Origin of the sequence: Sporosarcina sp. P37 (assembly GCF_002109365.1) — a bacterium.
Lineage (GTDB): Bacteria > Bacillota > Bacilli > Bacillales_A > Planococcaceae > Sporosarcina.
Genome location: NZ_CP015349.1, coordinates 138,582 through 156,943, shown reverse-complemented (window position 1 = coordinate 156,943; position 18,362 = coordinate 138,582). Strand labels below are relative to the sequence as shown.

Annotated in this window: 19 protein-coding genes; 6 read left to right on the top strand and 13 right to left on the bottom strand. The window is 47.1% G+C overall.

From position 1 onward, the window contains the following. Positions 1-14: 14 nt before the first annotated feature. A complete protein-coding gene (locus SporoP37_RS00955) occupies positions 15-806 on the bottom strand; it encodes a gluconate 2-dehydrogenase subunit 3 family protein (protein WP_085429982.1) in 792 nt (263 codons plus the stop codon). A 788-nt stretch (positions 807-1,594) separates the two neighbouring features. Further along, the gene (locus SporoP37_RS00950; protein WP_158233606.1) at positions 1,595-2,860 is read right to left on the bottom strand and encodes a YbfB/YjiJ family MFS transporter; all 1,266 of its coding nucleotides are present in this window, start codon (positions 2,858-2,860) and stop codon (positions 1,595-1,597) included. 1,041 nt (positions 2,861-3,901) lie between these two features. Here SporoP37_RS00950 and SporoP37_RS00945 point away from each other — a divergent pair. After that, entirely contained in the window at positions 3,902-4,264 is a 363-nt protein-coding gene (locus tag SporoP37_RS00945; RefSeq protein ID WP_081241930.1) for a hypothetical protein, read from the top strand. 434 nt (positions 4,265-4,698) lie between these two features. Further along, entirely contained in the window at positions 4,699-4,827 is a 129-nt protein-coding gene (locus SporoP37_RS17520) for a hypothetical protein (protein ID WP_255414208.1), read from the top strand. A gap of 126 nt (positions 4,828-4,953) precedes the next feature. On the opposite strand, the gene SporoP37_RS00935 is transcribed toward SporoP37_RS17520, so the two are convergent. Together SporoP37_RS00935 and SporoP37_RS00930 are read right to left on the bottom strand one after the other, a co-directional pair. After that, positions 4,954-5,709, bottom strand: coding sequence for an SDR family NAD(P)-dependent oxidoreductase (locus SporoP37_RS00935; protein WP_081241928.1), 756 nt, complete (start codon positions 5,707-5,709; stop codon positions 4,954-4,956). Beyond that, positions 5,696-6,637, bottom strand: a complete 942-nt coding sequence (locus SporoP37_RS00930; protein WP_081241927.1) for an MBL fold metallo-hydrolase — start codon at positions 6,635-6,637, stop codon at positions 5,696-5,698. The genes SporoP37_RS00935 and SporoP37_RS00930 overlap by 14 nt, the downstream gene beginning before the upstream one ends. Positions 6,638-6,827: 190 nt before the next feature. On the opposite strand from SporoP37_RS00930, the gene SporoP37_RS00925 reads away from it, so the two are divergent. From SporoP37_RS00925 to proC, 3 genes are all read left to right on the top strand, one after another. Continuing rightward, positions 6,828-7,964 carry an SPFH domain-containing protein gene (locus tag SporoP37_RS00925; protein ID WP_085429979.1) on the top strand — a complete coding sequence of 379 codons (1,137 nt, stop codon included), beginning with the start codon at positions 6,828-6,830 and terminating at the stop codon, positions 7,962-7,964. A 9-nt stretch (positions 7,965-7,973) separates the two neighbouring features. Next, on the top strand, positions 7,974-9,080 hold the full coding sequence (locus SporoP37_RS00920; protein WP_081241925.1) for a TFIIB-type zinc ribbon-containing protein: 1,107 nt from the start codon (positions 7,974-7,976) through the stop codon (positions 9,078-9,080). 175 nt (positions 9,081-9,255) lie between these two features. Continuing rightward, complete coding sequence (proC, locus tag SporoP37_RS00915; RefSeq protein ID WP_081241924.1) at positions 9,256-10,065, top strand: pyrroline-5-carboxylate reductase; 810 nt, start codon at positions 9,256-9,258, stop codon at positions 10,063-10,065. A 315-nt stretch (positions 10,066-10,380) separates the two neighbouring features. Here the strand turns inward: proC and rnz are convergent, their stop codons facing one another. From rnz to mce, 6 genes are all read right to left on the bottom strand, one after another. Beyond that, positions 10,381-11,328, bottom strand: a complete 948-nt coding sequence (rnz, locus tag SporoP37_RS00910; RefSeq protein ID WP_085429978.1) for a ribonuclease Z — start codon at positions 11,326-11,328, stop codon at positions 10,381-10,383. A 19-nt stretch (positions 11,329-11,347) separates the two neighbouring features. Beyond that, the gene (locus SporoP37_RS00905; RefSeq protein ID WP_081241922.1) at positions 11,348-12,535 is read right to left on the bottom strand and encodes a DNA polymerase IV; all 1,188 of its coding nucleotides are present in this window, start codon (positions 12,533-12,535) and stop codon (positions 11,348-11,350) included. Between the two features lie 107 nt (positions 12,536-12,642). Continuing rightward, on the bottom strand, positions 12,643-13,125 hold the full coding sequence (locus tag SporoP37_RS00900; RefSeq protein WP_081241921.1) for a chemotaxis protein CheW: 483 nt from the start codon (positions 13,123-13,125) through the stop codon (positions 12,643-12,645). 15 nt (positions 13,126-13,140) lie between these two features. Next, entirely contained in the window at positions 13,141-14,268 is a 1,128-nt protein-coding gene (locus tag SporoP37_RS00895; RefSeq protein WP_085429977.1) for a M20/M25/M40 family metallo-hydrolase, read from the bottom strand. An 18-nt stretch (positions 14,269-14,286) separates the two neighbouring features. Further along, positions 14,287-15,834: an acyl-CoA carboxylase subunit beta gene (locus tag SporoP37_RS00890; protein WP_085429976.1), complete on the bottom strand. Its 1,548-nt coding sequence runs from the start codon at positions 15,832-15,834 to the stop codon at positions 14,287-14,289. A gap of 3 nt (positions 15,835-15,837) precedes the next feature. Further along, on the bottom strand, positions 15,838-16,245 hold the full coding sequence (mce, locus tag SporoP37_RS00885; protein ID WP_085429975.1) for a methylmalonyl-CoA epimerase: 408 nt from the start codon (positions 16,243-16,245) through the stop codon (positions 15,838-15,840). A gap of 124 nt (positions 16,246-16,369) precedes the next feature. Here mce and prli42 point away from each other — a divergent pair, with 124 nt between their 5' ends. After that, positions 16,370-16,465, top strand: coding sequence for a stressosome-associated protein Prli42 (gene prli42 / locus SporoP37_RS16770; protein WP_155961272.1), 96 nt, complete (start codon positions 16,370-16,372; stop codon positions 16,463-16,465). 85 nt (positions 16,466-16,550) lie between these two features. Here prli42 and SporoP37_RS00880 read toward each other — a convergent pair whose 3' ends face one another. From SporoP37_RS00880 to meaB, 3 genes are all read right to left on the bottom strand, one after another. Further along, the gene (locus tag SporoP37_RS00880; protein ID WP_085429974.1) at positions 16,551-16,733 is read right to left on the bottom strand and encodes a hypothetical protein; all 183 of its coding nucleotides are present in this window, start codon (positions 16,731-16,733) and stop codon (positions 16,551-16,553) included. Between the two features lie 11 nt (positions 16,734-16,744). Then, complete coding sequence (locus tag SporoP37_RS00875) at positions 16,745-17,185, bottom strand: BrxA/BrxB family bacilliredoxin (protein WP_081241916.1); 441 nt, start codon at positions 17,183-17,185, stop codon at positions 16,745-16,747. A gap of 116 nt (positions 17,186-17,301) precedes the next feature. After that, entirely contained in the window at positions 17,302-18,351 is a 1,050-nt protein-coding gene (gene meaB, locus SporoP37_RS00870) for a methylmalonyl Co-A mutase-associated GTPase MeaB (protein WP_085431604.1), read from the bottom strand. Positions 18,352-18,362: the final 11 nt, after the last annotated feature.

The following is an 18,362-nucleotide window of genomic DNA, read 5'->3' as shown; positions in this document are numbered from 1 at the left end:
CCTAAAAATAATGATCATTTATTTCTCTGGTATTCTGTCAAACTGACCGGCTCCATTTTCACGAATTCTTCAAACTCTATGACATTTGCATAAGACATCTGTGCGCCCCCAAATTCTTTCATGTGCCAGCCTGCCATATTTTTGTTGCCGCCATACAGCGGATCACAAAATGCCCCTTCCAATGTGGCTTGTTTCAATAATGCAAAGAAACCTTCTGAAGGAATGGACTTCATCTCAAGTTTACCGTTTTCTAAATCACTCATAATCTCAGACTTCTGTTCCTCACTAGCCTCGTCAAAAGAACTATCAAAACGCTTTTTGCTCTCAGCATTCATTTTCCGCAAACCTTCGAGAAAGATTTTCCCCCGGTTACTACGTGTGTGATTTGCTTTGTCGTCATCTTTTAATTTCTTTAACTTTTCAAATTCGGTAAACGGCGCGTGGCGGTAATCATCGCCATTTACCCCCCAAGTGCCTGCCAGTTGTTTATCAATATAATAAGGCACATCTAATTCTATAGCCCCCGGTCCGTTATCATCCTTAGGGAAGATCAGTTCAGTGGCGTGCGCAAGTACAATGAAATCCTCATAGCGTCCAAAGAACATTCGTGCTCTGGCTGGGTGAGCATTTTTACTGTCAGTTGCCGCATTTTCTTTCCCTTCATCACTTGACCGGGACTGATTAGTAAATAAACCGCCCAACAGTGAACCCCCTGCTACACCGCCAACAACCAGACCGGTATTTTTCAAGAAATTCCTGCGACTTGGATCATGACCGTTTTGAGTTGGATTGTTTTTCTCCGTCATTTTATTACCCCTTTACTGGAAAATTAGTAGTTAAATCTAACTTACCTCAATTCCATTATTTTATTTGAATGTGATCCGTTTTCAACTGCAATACTGCATCTAGTCTTCTGAGAATATAGTTCTTATTCCTAAGTTGGTGAGAAAACACCACTGTTTTATCCAGTAATGTTCAAATATTCAATATTGTTCCGACCTTACTATATTTCATTTGGGCGTTCAATATATTATGTAATAATCTATAAATGATTTAATTTTATTTATGTAATTACACATGACAAACGCAGGTCATAGAACCTACTTATGATAAATTAACAAGCAGGCCTTTAGGTCTTACATATAAATAATATTATAGAATTGAGTGGAAAAACTTTATACTACTCATCATCTCTTTTATTTGAAAGAGAACGGCAATGACTTAGTCTTTTATTCAATATTTTTCCCTCATGATGTACTAAACAGATTACGAGATAAAAGTTCTAGCCTTTGAATAAATAAAATTCTGCTGATATGAGCAGTTTTTTATCATATGATAGGACTTCCTCCGTCGACAGACCGTTGATTTAACAAAAATATACTGTTTAATTCCAACATCATCATGTAAAAAGCTGAATAATCTAATCGTTTTTACTCTGCCTTATTAGCCGGTATATAAAATTCATTACGGTTCTGTTGAAATGACCAAATTAAAAAAGGTAACAGATCCACTTTTTTTCAGGGACCTGCTGCCTTTTAATTTATCTTTTTGCCTGAGCACTTTCCTTGCACACGTTTGACATTCAGAGCGCGTATTAGACTTCTTCCGCGGAAGTCTCCTTTATTGAGAAATTAGTTAAGGCAGGTTTTTCTTCCAGTTCAGTTACATCCAAATCCACCGCATGTTTATTCATTCGAATAGACAGCAAAAACGCGAGTGACAGAAGCGCACTGCACATGATCAACGCCAATGGAATCTGCTGAAAATGATCAATCAGCCAGCCTCCTATACCAGGTCCGAGCAACTGACCTGCTGCAAAGAAAAACGTTACATAACCAAGAGCAACCGGGGCATAAGTCGGGTGAACCTGTTCAGTGGAAAGCGCCTGACAGAGTGACAGCATCCCGACAATCGTCATTCCCCACAGGAGCTGACTGACGATGAGGCCGGCATAAACCGGAAATACTGCCGGAATGATCAGCGACACCGCGCCAATTCCGAGTGTTGCAAGCAAGGCAGCTTTCCGTCCGATCCGGTCAGATACCCCGCCCCATAATGGACCGCTAAAAATAGCCATTGTTCCACTAACTGCCATAATCTGACCCGCCTGGAACTTCGTTAATCCTACTTCGAGAATATAACTGAATAAGAAACTTTGCGGCACCAGATACGCAAACCCGACAATACCATATATCACTGCGACACGCAGTACTCGTTTATTTAAGTATACTTTCGTCCAGAACGACTTCTTCTGCTGTTCCTTCCGAAGTAATGGAATTGGAGGATCACGTAAAATTATCACTGCGATGACGATCGATACGATCGACAAGGTGCCATAGAATATCCATAAATAACGCCATCCCATCTCACCAAACCATGTCGTGAAGAATGGGATTAATGTACTCGAAATCAATGTTCCGAGTCCCATGCCGCTGACAAGAAAACCTATCAGCATTCCGCGCTTTCTTGGAAACCAGCCGACTAGTATCGTGATGAGCGGTGTGTACGTGAAAGCGGTTCCGATCCCGAGCAGCAGCATGGCTAACAGCGTCCACTTATAGCCTGCAACGAATCCCAGCATACATAATCCGAATGAAACCAGTCCTGTTCCAAAAATCACTAGCTTCTTCGCGCCGAACTTTGCAGCGAGCAGACCGACGAAGATAACCATCAGTAAATACCCGATGGACACAACTGTCGCAAGCATTCCCGCCTGTTTGTAGGACATCGCCAAGTTCTCCTTCATGAAAGGCATTATGATTCCATACGACATCCGTCCAAAGCCGAGCGTGCTGACAGTAACCGCGACACTTGCAAAGGCATACTTCCAAATATTTTGATCATGCTCTCTGGCTAACATCTGAATCCCACCCTTTCCATGCTTCGTCATGCGTTTTCATCTGAAAGACTTCACTCAGAAGCGCAACGGGGTGTGGAATTCTGGCAGTCTGGCAGCATTTCTGAGACATGATGAGCTTGTGTCAATATTGTGAACTCTTTCACTTATACTATACCATTGAAGCTGGATTATTTAAACTTCTTTTCTATTGGATGAGAGAGAAATAGAAAATCTTTCTTTTCTTCAGCCTATGTCTGTATTCGTTTGATTGCCTCTCTGTCAGCTGATGGTTAACATTTTGTTTGTGCGGTATAGCAAGATCGAACTTTACATAATATTATTATTTTTGGTTTCGGGTCGTTGCTCGACTCGTTATCGGGGATTGAAGTTAGCGAGTGTCCGCTCTTAGGACCCGCGCAGGCACGTGGGGGATTGCCTTTCGTCATGAGCCAGCTGGCGATAGAGCGCGCCAGTTGTCTCATGACTTCGGCCGACCCCGCAGTTGTGTCTGCGCTGCTGAGTGGAAGCAATCCAGGTTGTAGTTTATAGGAGAAGAAGTTCAGTGACACGTTGCCGACTGGCGTATGCTTTAGCAAAAGAAGTGTCATATCTTGCTTCACCCTGACTAAACGGAGGCGCCTCCCAAGCGGTCGGCGAAGTGATGAGACTGACAGGATGCTCTTCCCTGTCTGGCTCATTGCGTAGCCATCCGCTAGCGCCGCAGTGACTTCAATGCCGTTCTGTCTCTGGTTTCGGGGTCGTTGCTCGACTCGTTATCGGGGATCGGAGTTAGCGAGTGTCCGCTTTTAGGACCCGCGCAGGCACGTGGGGGATTGCCTTTCGCCATGAGCCAGCTGGCGATAGAGCGCGCCAGTTGTCTCATGACTTCGGCCGACCCCGCAGTTGTACCTGCGCTGCTGTGTGGGAGCAATCCAGGTTGTGGTTTATAGGAGAAGAAGTTCAGTGACACGTTGCCGACTGGCGTATGCTTTAGCAAAAGAAGTGTCATATCTTGCTTCACCCTAACTAAACGGAGGCGCCTTACAAGCGGTAGGCGTAGCGATGAGACTGACAGGCGCACTTCCTGTCTGGCTCATTGCGGAAGCCATCCGCAAGCGCCGCAGTGACTTCAATGCCGTTTTGTCACTGGTTTTGGTGTCGTTGCTCGATCGGCTGTCGGGGATTGAAGTTAGCAAGTGTCAGCTCTTAGGACCCGCGCAAGCACGTGGGGGATTGCCTTTCGTCATGAGCCAGCTGGCGATAGAGCATGCCAGTTGTCTCATGACTTCGGCCGACCACGCAGTTGTGTCTGCGCTGCTGAGTGGAAGCAATCCCAGTACTCTTTTAAAAGAGAAGAAGTGCAGTGACTCGTTGCCAACTGGTGTACGCTTTAGCAAAAGAAGTGTCATCGTCTGCTTCCCCTAACTGAACGGAGGCGCCTTACAAGCGGTCGGCGAAGTGATGAGACAGCCAGGCGATCTTCCTGTCTGGCTCATTACGTAGCCATCCGCAAGCGCCGCAGTGACTTCAATGCCGTTCTGTCTCTGGTTTTGGTGTCGTTGCTCGATCGGCTGTCGGGGATTGAAGTTAGCAAGTGTCAGCTCTTAGGACCCGCGCAGGCACGTGGGGGATTGCCTTTCGTCATGAGCCAGCTGGCGAAGTGCATGCCAGTTGTCTCATGACTTCGGCCGACCCCGCAGTTGTGCCTGCGCTGCTGAGTGGGAGCAATCCAGGTTGTGGTTTATAGGAGAAGAAGTTCAGTGACACGTTGCCGACTGGCGTATGCTTTAGCAAAAGAAGTGTCATATCTTGCTTCTCCCTGACTAAACGGAGGCGCCTCCCAAGCGGTCGGCGTAGCGATGAGACTGACAGGCGCACTTCCTGTCTGGCTCATTGCGGAAGCCATCCGCAAGCGCCGCAGTGAGTTTAAAGACGCTCCCCTCTCTCATCATAATGCCGTCACCCCGTGTAAACCAGTAATGATGTAAAAAACAAAACCTATATTTCTCTCTCTTACTAAACAGAATCACCTCCTGCCCAAACAAAAAAAGCGCTCCCCCGCAAGCCGCATCATGGCGACTTGCGGGACAGCACTCTGCTGACTGCCTTCGAGTTCACTTCTTATAGAAAAACGGACGCCCGATCGTTTCCACCGCGGAAGGCGCCAAGGCATATAACTTGCTTGTCAGGCCTGTAATCTTCGGCAAATTCACCTCGCGCCGCGGACGCATAATCGTCTCTATTACAGACTGCACCACCGTCTCGATGGAAAGCAACTGGCTGCCCATCGCCTGTTTATAACCGCCTGTCGCGTCCGCCAGCTCAATGAACGGCGTATCGATCGGGCCCGGATGGACAACTGACACATGCACATCATACGGTGCGACTTCCATGCGCAGAGCATTTGTATACCCGATGAGCGCATGTTTCGTTGCCGCATAGACCGATGTCTTCGGTGTCGCGACTTTCCCCGCCTGCGAACCGATATACAATAAATGACCTTGTCTGCGCTTCATCATGGCAGGCACCATGCGTGCCGTCAGCTGCATCGGCACCAGCACATTCGTTTCGAGCATTGCTTCAGTTTCTTCATCTGTCGTTTCATGCGCCAAATGAAATTTCCCGACACCTGCTGAAAAGACAATCAGATCCGGCGTGCCAATGCAAGACACAAGCCAGTCGAGCTGCTTCGGGTCGCGTAAATCTGCACAATATCCTTCGATGCCGAGCGTCCGCAGCTCTTCGAGGGCTTTCGCGTTCCGCCCTGTCGCAATGACCCGATACGCATCATCGGCTGCCAGACGCTTTGCCAGTTCAAAACCGATGCCGCTTGTGGCACCGGTAATCAGCACTGTTTTAGATGCGGACATAATGATGCACTCCCGCCGAATCAGCTGTTTCTGAAATTAGCTCGTGAGCCGTCAAATAATCCAGCTGACCGATGGTTTCCGATAATGTCAGTCCCAGTTCCTTTTCATATACCGCAGGGAATAAACGCTTCGTCACATCAAAGACTGTCTGCGGTTCATCCAGCATCGCCAGCACCTTCATTGCACGTTCCTTTTGTTTGGCGAGACGGTCTGTAACCAGCGCATGAGGCGAATGAATTTCTCCCCCATGCCCCCCGTAGACAAGCGACAAAGGCAGGTCCAGCAAGCGCTCAAGTGATGCATTATATTGCAGCAATGATCTTGGCCGTCCGTGTTCTTCCTTATAAGGCGGCTCAATTAATGGATTGGATGACACTTTCTCAAGCAATAAATCGCCGCCGATCAAAATGCCTTGCTGCTCATGAAACAGCGACAGATGGCTTTGTGCGTGGCCCAGTGACTCTTGTACTTTCCAGCCCGGATGCCCCGGCAGATCATCTCCTTCATTCATCATACGGTCAACAGGACGATCTCCCATCAGATCAACAGAACGGCGGAAACGTTTGACCCATTTCCTGTAATGCTCCGGGACACCTTCTTCAAGAAGCGATTGCTCATAAAAGCGGTCATGTCTGTCTAAGAACTCGGAATCCCGCGCCAGCCAATAGTTCAAATACGGATGACCGAGGATTTCCGCGTTGTCAAACGCCTCTACCCAGCCGCAATGGTCTGGATGGTGGTGTGTCACGAATACTTGTTCAATATCTGCAAATGAATAACCCATTTCTTTTATTTTTTGCTGAAGCACTTCATACGCTTCCGGTGTTTTCGTCGCCGCATCCACCAGCGTCAGCGTGTCGCCTTTCAGTAAAAAGCAATTGACGTCGCCGACCGCGAATGGAGTGGGTGTAATAATTTTGGTGATCATACCTAAATTCCCCCTAAAATGAATGACAGTTCAGTCTATTGTACTCTCTTTTCTTCTCAGCGTCACGTACTGATTCCCGATTAGCCAAAAGAACTTTCGCGCAAAGTGAAACCATTCGATCCATTCTCCGTATGGTATACTACAGGAAATCGCATGATTTGTTAGATCATGTCGAGTTGGAGGGATATTTATGGGGTTTTTTAACTTTTTCAAAAATCAATTCATTGAAGTAATCGAGTGGCAGGCGCAGGATGCCAATACATTGGTTTATCAGTTTCCCGTGCATAATAATGAAATCAAAATGGGGGCAGAACTGACGGTCAGAGAATCACAGGTCGCTATTATGGTGAATGAAGGCGAACTTGCTGACGTCTTCGGACCGGGCCGTCATATTCTATATACGCAAAATATGCCGATTCTGACGAAATTGAAATCATGGAAATATGGATTTGATTCACCTTTTAAAGCAGAAGTCTATTTCATTAATACGAAACAGTTCATTAATCAAAAATGGGGAACGTCTAATCCGATTATGATGCGCGACCCCGACTTCGGCATGATTCGCCTTCGCGGCTACGGAATATACTCCTATCGCGTGTCGGAGCCGACTGTCTTCCTGCGTGAATTATTCGGCACGAACAGCTCGTACGACACAAGTGCTGTAGAAGGTCATCTCAAGAAAATGATCATTTCGGGACTGTCTGATTTATTTGCTGAGTCGCAAATCCCTGCGCTTGATCTTTCTATGCATTATGACGAACTAAGTGAAAAAGGAAAAGAGAAAATGCTGGCGCGCTTTGCAGCTTTCGGATTTGAGATTACGTCTCTTTATATCGAAAATCTGTCCTTGCCAAAAGACGTAGAGGAAGCGATGGATAAACGCACGTCGATGGGTGTGCTCGGCAATATGCAGCAGTATCAGCAATATCAGGCAGCAGAAGCGATGCGTGATGCAGCCCAAAATGAAGGCGGCCTTGCAGGAGCAGGTGTCGGAATGGGTGCAGGCTTCGGAATGGGCCAAATGATGGCAAACGCGATGAACCAAAACGAGCCGCAGCAGCAGGCTCAGCCAGCTATGAAATCTTGCCCGCATTGTCAGTCGACCATTAACGCAAATGCAAAATTCTGCGGACAGTGCGGAAAATCAGGTGAATCAGATAAAGTTCCTTGCGTTCAATGTGAAACACTCCTCCCAAAAGACGCCAAGTTCTGCTTTGCTTGCGGCACACAGCAAGTTACGGAGAAAGTCTGTCCGGCGTGCTCACATGCTAATCTGCCCAGCGCAAAATTCTGTGCAGACTGCGGTGAGACGTTAGATGTGAAGTGAGGGATCTATGTGACTTCATTTGATGAACAAAACACCGTCATAGAAGATACGGAAAATATTAAGTGTCCTTCCTGCGGCGGCAACACGGCCTATAATCCGGAGACGCGCGGTCTGAAATGTCCGTTTTGCAGTCATGAAATGCCAATCGAAGCAACAGTTGATCATCGAATTGAACTCGATTTTAATGAAGCAGGAAATAACTTGCACCATTTATGGAATGAAGAAAAACGGGTCTTTTCCTGCAGCAGCTGCGGGGCTGAATCTGTACTTGACGCCAATATCATAGCGGATTTCTGTTCGTTTTGCGGCTCATCCCATATTACGGTTACCGAACAGAACGCCGGTATACAGCCGGGACTGCTGATTCCGTTTCAAATCAGTCAGGAGCAGGCGCACGCAAAGTTCAGGGAATGGATCACTGGACATTTTTTCGCGCCGAATGCCTTAAAGAAAACGTACCGTCTGCGCAAAATATCCGGTGTCTATCTGCCCTACTGGACCTATGACAGCCAGACACGCTCGCACTATGTCGTGCGAGTCGGGAATTACTATTACGTTACAGAAACGCGCACCGTCTATGAAGACGGCAAAGCAAAAACTGTGACCGAGCAAGTGCGAAAAATCCGATGGCATCAGGAAAGCGGGAATTACAGTGAGTTTTTTGATGATATTTTAATTAAAGCATCCACCACTGTCGATCCAAAGCTGTTGCAGAAAGTGCAGCCCTTTCAATTGAGCAGTCTTACAGATTACAAAGTGGAATATATGTCTGGCTTCCTCGCTGAGCGCTATTCAGTCTCTTTGCAGCAAGGGTTTACGCAGGCACAGGATGTGATGACGAGAGGAATTGTGAATGGAATTGAACGGAGTGTGGCGGGAGATATCGTCGAAGTTGTAAATGTTTCGACAGATTACTCCGACATCACCTACAAGCATATTTTATTGCCAATCTGGATTTCCTCATTTCATTTTAAAGACAAAATCTATCAGTTTATCGTCAATGGCCAGACAGGTAAAGTGTCAGGAAACTATCCGCTCAGTATCATGAAGATCGTTTCACTGTCCATTTCAATTATCATCATAGCTTTGATCGTCTATCTGTTCATTGATGGCTGAGGACCGTTTGACAATTCATTTCGTACATGACATAATCATGAAAATAGAACGGAACGTGCAGGTGGAAATGGTGCAGTCTGTATCAGTGAAATGTAGGCGGCACCGCGGAAACCGAGCGTTTTCGTCCTGAAATGCAGGGCGGAGACGCTTTTTTATGTTGGGGAGGATGTTGGAGATGGAGAAGATTTTATTTGTAGGCGCCGGATCGATGGCTGAAGCAATTATAGCAGGAATCGTTAATAAACGGGTGCTGCGCGAAAAGAATGTTTATGTGATGAACCGGTCTGATAAAAGTCGCCTGGATGAACTGCAGGCGCGTTATGGAATTACCAAAGTATGCGAGGATCGTTCATTCGTCAAGCAGGTTGATCTCGTCGTGCTGGCGACAAAACCGAAGGATATTCATAAAGTAATGCAAGATATTCAGCCGCTGCTCGGAGAAAACACCGCAATTCTCTCCGTAATTGCCGGCGTTTCTATTGATACAATGGAAAAAGGACTTGGCAAACGACCGATTGCCCGCTCGATGCCGAACACATCCGCAACGATTGGTAAATCAGCAAGCGGCATCGCATTCAACAGCACCGTGCCGGAAAGAATGCAGCAGTCCATACTGAGCCTGCTGAACGCAATCGGAATCGTTAAAGTCGTCGAAGAAGATGACTTGCACGCTGTAACGGCTCTTTCAGGAAGCGGCCCCGCCTATATCTACTATCTCGTGGAGGCACTCGAGGAAGCAGCCGTAACACAAGGTCTCGACGCTGCGGACGCACGCGAATTAATTGTCCAGACACTTGAAGGCGCAGCAGCTATGCTGAAGAAAACAGGCGAAGAGCCAAGTACACTGCGCACGAACGTCACAAGTCCCGGCGGCACAACCGCAGCCGGCCTCAAAGCACTCGAGAATCACGAATTCAAAGCAGCGATTGCAGACTGCATCAAAAGCGCAGACGAACGCTCACGTGAACTCGGCGCATTATCATAAAAACAAGGGATGTTCCGGAAGCTATGGCGCTTCATGGACATCCTCTTTTTTTGTGCGGCGAGTTGTTGTGCTGGGCTGTATGAGCGCTTGCAGGGCCGGTATGAGCGCTTGCGGAAGGAGTATGAGCGCTGGCCGGGACTATTGAGCGGTTGCGAGGAAGGTATGAGCGCTTGCCAGAATTAATGAGCGGTTCCAAAGGAGATATGAGCGGTTGGCGCGAATTAATCAGTCACACAAGATTCAGCGCAGCCGGAAACCTGCAATCAATACATTTCACAAAACATTAAGCATCCGCCCCTTAGCGGGAATGGATGCTTAGTTTTTTGCCAGTTTCTTCAGCTCACCGCGTTTCCATTGAAAGCGTGCGAAGTCATCTGCGATATATATATGCGGGAACACTGCTGTGCCTTCTGCTAAAAAGGCAGGCATTTCACTTGGCAGGAAACGCGCACTAATATGATTAGCAATGAGGTTCTTCACATGCGCTTCATTTGCTACAGTCGCCGCGTCTACAATCGTAGAATGTCCAAATTCTCTCGCGCCTTCAGAAAACTCCTCCGTAAATGTAGCTTCGTGAATCAGAATATCCGCATCCTGTGACAGCTCCACCGATGCATCACAGTACGATGTGTCACCGATTACACTAATGACAAAGCCTTTTTTCTTCTCCGTCGTGACGTCTTTACTGTAAACTGTTTGACCGTTTTCCAGTTCTACGTCCTGACCGTCTTTCAGGCGCTGCAATAACGGCCCTTTAGGCACGCCTTGTTCAATCGCTTTATCGATCAGTAACGTCCCGGGCAAGTCCTTCTGTTCGATCCGGTAGCCAAAGCTTCTAACGACGTGCTGCACTTCCTTCGCGAAAACCTTGAATTCATCGGTTTCGAGGATCAGTCCGTCATGTACTTCATGAACGTTCAGCTTATAAGGCAAGTACGTCCCTGTGAGCTGATAAGTGTGCTGCAGCCATTCTTTTAAGCCGGCCGGTCCGTATAAGTCCACAGGGTCTTCTCCCCCCAGAAATGCGCGGGAGCTGAGGAAGCCTGGAAGTCCGAAAATATGATCGCCGTGGAGATGTGTAATGAAAATTTTAGTGATTTTTTTGGGCTTAATCGCGCTGTACAGCAGTTGGTGCTGCGTTGCTTCTCCACAGTCGAACAGCCAGTTTTCATTAATTTCATCCGTCAGATCCAATACTAGGGCGGATGTGTTTCGCTGTTTGGACGGCATGCCTGCACCGGTGCCAAGAAATTCAATATCCATTCGGATTGCCTCCTTCCTATTATTTCGTAAACCCTTTTTTAATAATACCATCGCCGAAGCGCTTCGTCAGATTAGATACAAGCCGTTCCATTTCATATTCTTTTTCCTGCTGTTCAAAATTATCGAAAGACAGCTGTTTGACCATTTCATGCCGTTCGATAACATTTGCGACAGTGATTCCCAGCAAACGGATCGGTTCGTCATTCCAGTGCTGGCGGAATAACTGCAGTGCAATCTTCGTTATATCTTCCTCGAGATAGATTGCCTGCTGCAATGTTTTGCTTCGGGTCGTATTTTGCCAATCGGCATATCGTATTTGAATACTGACTGTAACTCCGGCCAGCTGTTTTGCTTCAAGCCGTGCCGCCACTTTCTTCGCAAGGCGTTCAAATATCGGCACACATTCAGTGTATTCCGTCAGATCAATCGGGACAGTCGTGGAACTCCCGATGCTTTTGCGTTCTTCTGCACTTTCCGGATCTACCGGACGCGCATCCACACCATTTGCGCGCTGTTTCAGACGCAAGCCATTTTTGCCGAGCAGCGCTTCCAGCGTAATCTTTTCAGCGGCTGCCAAATCGCCGATCGTCTTTATATTTTCACTGTGCAGTTTCTCCTCGGTGCGCTTGCCGATGCCGTGCATCTCAATGACAGGCAATGGCCAAAGCACTTTTGGCACCTCGCGTTTGCGCAAAATAGTGATGCCCATTGGCTTTTTCATATCAGACGCTGTTTTCGCAAGAAATTTATTAGGTGCAATGCCAATCGAACAAGGCAAATCTAATTCCTGTAAAATACGCAGTTGAATCTCCTGGGCGAGGTCGTATGCACGCGTCAGTCCGCCGATTTCCGTTGTATCAATATACGCTTCATCAATCGATACCGGCTCCACCCGTTCCGTATAGCTTCTAAGAATTTCAAATACAGAATCAGACATTTGCCGGTATAATTCATGGCGCGGCGGAATAATGGTCAGGTTTGGACAAAGTCTTTTAGCTTCTCCCACTGTCATCGTAGTATAGACGCCGAATGCCCTTGCCTCATATGAACAGGTCACGAGAATTCCCCGTCTTTCTTTTGGATTGCCGGCAACCGCCAAAGGAATGCCCTTTAATTGCGGATTCGCAGCCTGTTCAACAGAGGCAAAGAAGCTGTTCATATCAAGATGCATAATGACACGCGGCGTCGCTGTCGTTGGATGCGTCATGTAAACACCTGTCTTTCCACGGAATAGTTACGTAATAGGAAAAAGCGGCAAACCGAATGCAGTTTGCCACTCTTCCCATTTTATCAAGTTTCTATACTGCTTGCCTACTAATTTGATTGATGCTGTTCCTTCATATAGCGGGAAATTTCATCCATGCCCTGAAGTGAATTTGCCATAATCATCGGATCGATGACGGTCACGACCCGGTGATCCAGATTAGCTACCGTTATGAAATAAGGTGTCTTGGAATAGGCTTTTAACGCTGCGGACGTTAAGCGGTCTTCTGGTAATTCCAGAATTTCTCTTGCATCCAGCACTAATAAACCGATTTCCAGTTGATCTGTTTTTACTACGACCACATGAGATTCTGCATCCCGCGGTGTTGCGCGGCGGTAAAAGATCTGGCTCATATCCAGAATAGGCACCAGTTCGCCGCGGAACCTCATCAAACCGAGTAAATAATCCGGCAGATGGGGAATCGGCGTGACGTATCCAAGTTTCTCAATCGAAATGACTGATTCTACAGGCAATGCATATTCTTCGTTCCCAGTGCGCACAATCACAGTTTGCATAGCTGCACCTTCTTTCATACAGTAGGCTCCGGATCATTCAGCCGTTTTCGCTGCCTGACTGACAATTTCAAGTAATAATTCGGTCAGTACTTCCAGCTCTTTAACCGGCATGCGTTCATTTTTTGTATGAATTTCTTCGTAGCCGACCGACAATGTCACTGTCGGCACGCCCATACCGTTAAAGACGTTTCCGTCACTACCGCCGCCGCTTGTCATGATATTCGGTTCACGGCCGACATTACGGATGGCTTTCATCGCGACTTGTACGACTTCTTCGTCATCTGCAATTGAGAAGCCCGGATACATCAGTTGTGTTTCCGTCTCTGCTCTTCCGCCTAATGAAGTTGAAGTGGAAGAAAACTTCTCCGTCATCATTTCGATCTGTTTCTTCATTTTCTCAGGATTGATGGAACGGACTTCTGACAGGATGAATGCTTCTTCACAGACAATGTTTGTCGCTTTGCCGCCTTCAAACCGGCCGATGTTCGCCGTTGTTTCTTCGTCGATTCTGCCAAGCTTCATACCGGCAATTGATTTTGCAGCTAATGTAATAGCGGAAATTCCTTTTTCAGGAGCCACGCCTGCATGAGCTGTTTTTCCATAAATTGTCGTCCACAACTTCGACTGGTAAGGAGCGGCAGTGACAATGCCGCCCACCTTGCCGTCACTGTCTATTGCAAAGCCATATTTAGCCTGCAAATGAGAAGGATCCATCGCTTTCGCGCCAACCAATCCGCTTTCTTCACCCGCTGTGATTATGAACTGAATCGGACCATGCGGCTTATCTGTCTCCTGCAGCACCTTCGCCATTTCAAGCAGTGCAGCAATGCCAGCTTTATCGTCAGCGCCCAAAATGGTTGTGCCGTCGCTGTAAACATAACCATCTTCTTTGACCACTGGCTGAATAGACTTACCTGGAACGACAGTATCCATATGACAGGTAAAGAAGATTGGATCCGCGTTTGGGGCCGTACCCGGTAAATTGGCAATCAAATTACCGGCACCATGCCCTGTCTTTTTTGCTGAATCATCTTCTGTTACGTCAAAGCCCAGTGCCTGCAGCTTTTTCGTAAGGATATCTGCAATGTTTCGTTCATTTTTCGTTTCAGAGTCGATTTTGACCAGCTCTAAAAACTCTTCCAGTAATCGTTGTGCATTCATGATGAAAGTCTCCCTTACTTATAGAGGTATATTGCCGTGTTTTTTCTTCGGACGGTCCTCATGCTTGTTGCGCATCATTTCAAGCGCCTGTAATAATTTAATACGTGTTTCACGTGGATCAATTACATCATCAATCATACCATGTGAAGCTGCAACATACGGGTTCGCAAATTTCTCACGGTATTCTTCGATCTTCGCTGCACGTGTAGCTTCCGGATTTTCACTCTTCGCAATATCACGTGCAAAGATGATGTTTGCCGCGCCTTCTGCTCCCATAACTGCCACTTCCGCATTCGGCCAAGCGTAAACTACGTCTGCACCAATCGATTTAGAGTTAAGGGCTACATACGCGCCGCCGAATGCTTTTCGCAGGATCAATGTGATTTTTGGTACAGTTGCTTCCGAATATGCATAAAGAATCTTCGCGCCGTGACGGATAATCCCGCCATGCTCCTGTTTGATCCCCGGGAAGAAGCCTGTTACGTCTTCAAATGTGATCAGCGGGATGTTGAATGAATCACACGTACGGATAAAACGCGCGATTTTATCTGAAGAATCGATATCCAGTCCTCCAGCCATTACTTTCGGCTGGTTACAGATGAAGCCGACCGTTTCACCTTTCATGCGTGCATATCCAACTACTGCGTTCTTTGCGAATTCAGGCTGAATTTCGAAGAAAGAACCTTCATCCACGACATGCTCAAGCACTTTGCGTACGTCATATGGGCGAATCGTTTCATAAGGTACGACATCCGCCAAATCTTCACGGTAGTCGTCCTGTTCTTCATATGGCTGAACCGGTGTTTTTTCTGTGTTGTTTTGTGGCAGATAAGACAGCAAGTCACGTACTTTTTCTAGCACGTCTTCTTCGTTTTCCCCGCGAAGGTGTGCGTTACCGCTGATTGAGTTATGAACTTTCGCCCCGCCCAGTCCTTCAGACGTAATTTTCTCGCCCGTTACAGTTTCAATAACTTTTGGTCCCGTAATGAACATCTGGCTCGTTTTATCCGTCATAATAACAAAGTCTGTGATTGCTGGTGAATATACTGCGCCGCCCGCACAAGGCCCAAGAATTACAGAAATTTGCGGAATTACACCAGAATAAATTGCGTTTCGGTAGAAAATCTCACCGTATCCGTCAAGAGATAATACACCTTCTTGAATACGTGCGCCGCCAGAATCATTTAAACCAATGAATGGCGCCCCGTTTTTCGCTGCCAAATCCATTACATTGGCAATTTTCATTGCATGCATTTCCCCAAGTGCACCGCCGAAAACCGTAAAGTCCTGGGAGAATAAATAGATGGGACGGCCATGGATTTTACCGTAACCTGTTACGACACCGTCGCCGGGTCCTTCCAGTTGATCCATGCCAAAATCACGTGTACGGTGAACGACGAATGGATTTAATTCAACGAATGTGCCTTCATCTAGCAATAATTCGATCCGCTCACGTGCTGTAAGTTTTCCTTTTTCGTGCTGCTTGATGATGCGCTCGTCGCCTCCACCCAGCTCAATTTCACGCTTTTTATCGTACAGTTCATTAATTTTATCATAAATATTCATCTATTATTCCCCCTTAGTCTTTTCACATAATTCATATAGCACGCCGTAAGATGACTTGGGATGCAGAAATGCCACTTCTGCTCCGCCGGCACCCGGTTTTGGTTCCTCTGAAAGCAGTTGGACGCCCTTTTCTTCCAATTCCTTCATTCTTGAACGGATGTCTGATACGCCGAATGCGATGTGGTGCACTCCTTCGCCGCGTTTTTCAATAAACTTTGCAATAGGGCTCGTTTCGGTCATTGGCTCAAGCAACTCAATCTTTACATTATGTGCATCAATGAAAGCCACTTTCACACCCTGGCTTGCCACTTCTTCAACCGCTTTCACAGCAAACCCGAGTGTATCTATGTAATATGGTAATGATGTTTCAATACTCTTCACAGCGATCCCGATATGATCCACATTGTTCATATGACATTCCCCTTTTACTACTTTTCTCGTGTCTGTTTCATAGAACAGCCATTCCAGTTGTGAAAATCCTTAATTCTGTTAAAATAGAATCAAACCTATTCCAATGTGTAAGGAGTTATGTTGCATGAGTAACAAAAAAATTCAGAAAACGGTTGTTTACCTGATGATCATCGCAATGATTGCATCGACAATGTTCATGGGTCTCAGCATGTTCTTTTAACTTAATGCAGTTCGCATGTTTGTACATGCGAACTGTTTTTTTTCATCTAGCTGCATGCGCCAGCCTCTCGGAGCGCTTTTAGTCCTCAGGCAAAAATCGCCTTTTGCTTCAGGCCTTCCAGCGACAGTCGGGGCTGGGCAGCGCATTTCGCTTTTGTTTCATCCAGCTGCATGCGCCAGCCTCTCGGATCGCTTCGGTCCTGAGTCAAAAGGCAAAAACCGCCTTTTGTTTCAGGCCCTCCAGCGTCTGTCGTGGCTGAACGGCGCATTCCGCTTTTGTTTATAGTTCTTCGCAGTGTTCTTCAAATTGTTCTTGAAGGTTTACTACTACGGACATCGGGTCATGGCCTTCGATTTCATAACGTCCTACTTCACCGATCAGCTTGCCGTCTTTCAGCAGTGCGAATGATGGGGAGGACGGGATGTGGTCTTCTCCAAAGTGCATGCGCGCCTGTGCTGTAGCTTCTTTATCTTGACCGGCGAACACTGTCACCAAGTGGTCAGGACGCTTGTCGTAGTGCACCGCGTGGGCAGCTGCCGGACGTGCGATTCCTCCTGCACATCCACAAACAGAGTTCACCATTACCAATGTCGTGCCCGGGCGTTTGAATGCCGCCTCTACATCCTCAGGTGTCTTTAGTTGTTCATAACCGCTGGCTTCCATTTCTGCTCTCGCCTGGTTCGTCATATCGTTCATGTAAAAATCAAAGTTCATTGTCATTTTACAGTATCTCCTCTCTAATTGCGTATAATTGTGACAGCCGCTTCAATGGATGCAGTGCGCTCACTGACAGTATGCGGGCCATCCTCTTCAATCATAGCATATTTGGACAGGAATCAAGAAGAAAACAATCGGTCAATTGCACCAGTTACGGTCAAATTTCCTTCAAGCAGCTCTTCTTCAAGCGCTTTTACCTCTGTTTTCCGTCCCTGCTCCGAGAAAAACGAATCAATCAGATGGTCGCGGATCATCGAATGGAACCAGTCCCTTGTCTGATGCTGACGTCTCGTATCCCAATGGTTAAGTTCTTTCATTTTCTTCTCAAACTTCAGCACGGTCTCCCATACTTCTGCAAGTCCCGTATGTTCTATAGAAGAAACGGGCTGCGCGGTCGATGTCCAGTCAGGTGAAGCAGGCTGCAGCATATGCAGGATCCGCGTATACTCCCGAACCGTCTTTTTCACAAGCGGCTTGTTGGCGCCGTCATTTTTATGCACAACAATCCCGTCAGTCAGCTCCATGATTCCTTTTTTCATACCTTGCAGTTCGTCGCCGGCACCAGTCAGCACGAGCAGCATGAAGTAATCGACCATTCCGCGCACAATTGTTTCACCTTGTCCAACACCGACTGTTTCAATCAAAATCACATCATAGCCCGCCGCTTCGCAAAGCAGCATCGTTTCCCGTGTCTTCTTATGAACCCCGCCAAGTGTTCCCGCTGACGGAGATGGGCGGATAAACGCGTTCTTATGCCGCGCCAGCTCCTCCATACGGGTTTTATCGCCTAAAATACTTCCGCCTGTTAATGTCGAGCTCGGGTCAATGGCAAGAACCGCCACTTTATGTCCCATATCCGCAAGCATCAGGCCGAATGCTTCAATGAATGTACTCTTCCCGGCACCGGGCACACCTGTGATACCAATTCGAATGCAGTTTCCTGTCTTCGGAAGAAGGCTGGTCAGCACTTCCTGCCCCACTCTCTTATCACTTGGCTTAGTACTTTCAAGCAACGTAATTCCTCTTGCTAAATGAAGGCGTGAACCGCTCTCTATTTCTTTCTGCAATATATCCAGGTTTTTATGAGATGGATCTTTTTTAACAAAGCGTTTACGGGAAGAGGCAACAAACCCATCATGTGTGGATTCTATTCCGCGCATCACATGCATTGCTGATTCAT

What these genes read in the sequence shown, in the direction of transcription:
- SporoP37_RS00895 (WP_085429977.1), bottom strand. Translation starts at nt 14,268, where the DNA reads ATGAATGCACAACGATTACTGGAAGAGTTTTTAGAGCTGGTCAAAATC.
- prli42 (WP_155961272.1), top strand. Translation starts at nt 16,370, where the DNA reads ATGAGTAACAAAAAAATTCAGAAAACGGTTGTTTACCTGATGATCATC.
- SporoP37_RS00955 (WP_085429982.1), bottom strand. Translation starts at nt 806, where the DNA reads ATGACGGAGAAAAACAATCCAACTCAAAACGGTCATGATCCAAGTCGC.
- SporoP37_RS00900 (WP_081241921.1), bottom strand. Translation starts at nt 13,125, where the DNA reads ATGAAAGAAGGTGCAGCTATGCAAACTGTGATTGTGCGCACTGGGAAC.
- SporoP37_RS00925 (WP_085429979.1), top strand. Translation starts at nt 6,828, where the DNA reads ATGGGGTTTTTTAACTTTTTCAAAAATCAATTCATTGAAGTAATCGAG.
- SporoP37_RS00905 (WP_081241922.1), bottom strand. Translation starts at nt 12,535, where the DNA reads ATGACGCATCCAACGACAGCGACGCCGCGTGTCATTATGCATCTTGAT.
- mce (WP_085429975.1), bottom strand. Translation starts at nt 16,245, where the DNA reads ATGAACAATGTGGATCATATCGGGATCGCTGTGAAGAGTATTGAAACA.
- SporoP37_RS00890 (WP_085429976.1), bottom strand. Translation starts at nt 15,834, where the DNA reads ATGAATATTTATGATAAAATTAATGAACTGTACGATAAAAAGCGTGAA.
- meaB (WP_085431604.1), bottom strand. Translation starts at nt 18,351, where the DNA reads ATGCATGTGATGCGCGGAATAGAATCCACACATGATGGGTTTGTTGCC.
- SporoP37_RS00875 (WP_081241916.1), bottom strand. Translation starts at nt 17,185, where the DNA reads ATGACAATGAACTTTGATTTTTACATGAACGATATGACGAACCAGGCG.
- SporoP37_RS00930 (WP_081241927.1), bottom strand. Translation starts at nt 6,637, where the DNA reads ATGATCACCAAAATTATTACACCCACTCCATTCGCGGTCGGCGACGTC.
- SporoP37_RS00880 (WP_085429974.1), bottom strand. Translation starts at nt 16,733, where the DNA reads ATGCGCCGTTCAGCCACGACAGACGCTGGAGGGCCTGAAACAAAAGGC.
- SporoP37_RS00935 (WP_081241928.1), bottom strand. Translation starts at nt 5,709, where the DNA reads ATGTCCGCATCTAAAACAGTGCTGATTACCGGTGCCACAAGCGGCATC.
- SporoP37_RS00950 (WP_158233606.1), bottom strand. Translation starts at nt 2,860, where the DNA reads ATGTTAGCCAGAGAGCATGATCAAAATATTTGGAAGTATGCCTTTGCA.
- SporoP37_RS00945 (WP_081241930.1), top strand. Translation starts at nt 3,902, where the DNA reads ATGAGACTGACAGGCGCACTTCCTGTCTGGCTCATTGCGGAAGCCATC.
- SporoP37_RS17520 (WP_255414208.1), top strand. Translation starts at nt 4,699, where the DNA reads ATGAGACTGACAGGCGCACTTCCTGTCTGGCTCATTGCGGAAGCCATC.
- proC (WP_081241924.1), top strand. Translation starts at nt 9,256, where the DNA reads ATGGAGAAGATTTTATTTGTAGGCGCCGGATCGATGGCTGAAGCAATT.
- rnz (WP_085429978.1), bottom strand. Translation starts at nt 11,328, where the DNA reads ATGGATATTGAATTTCTTGGCACCGGTGCAGGCATGCCGTCCAAACAG.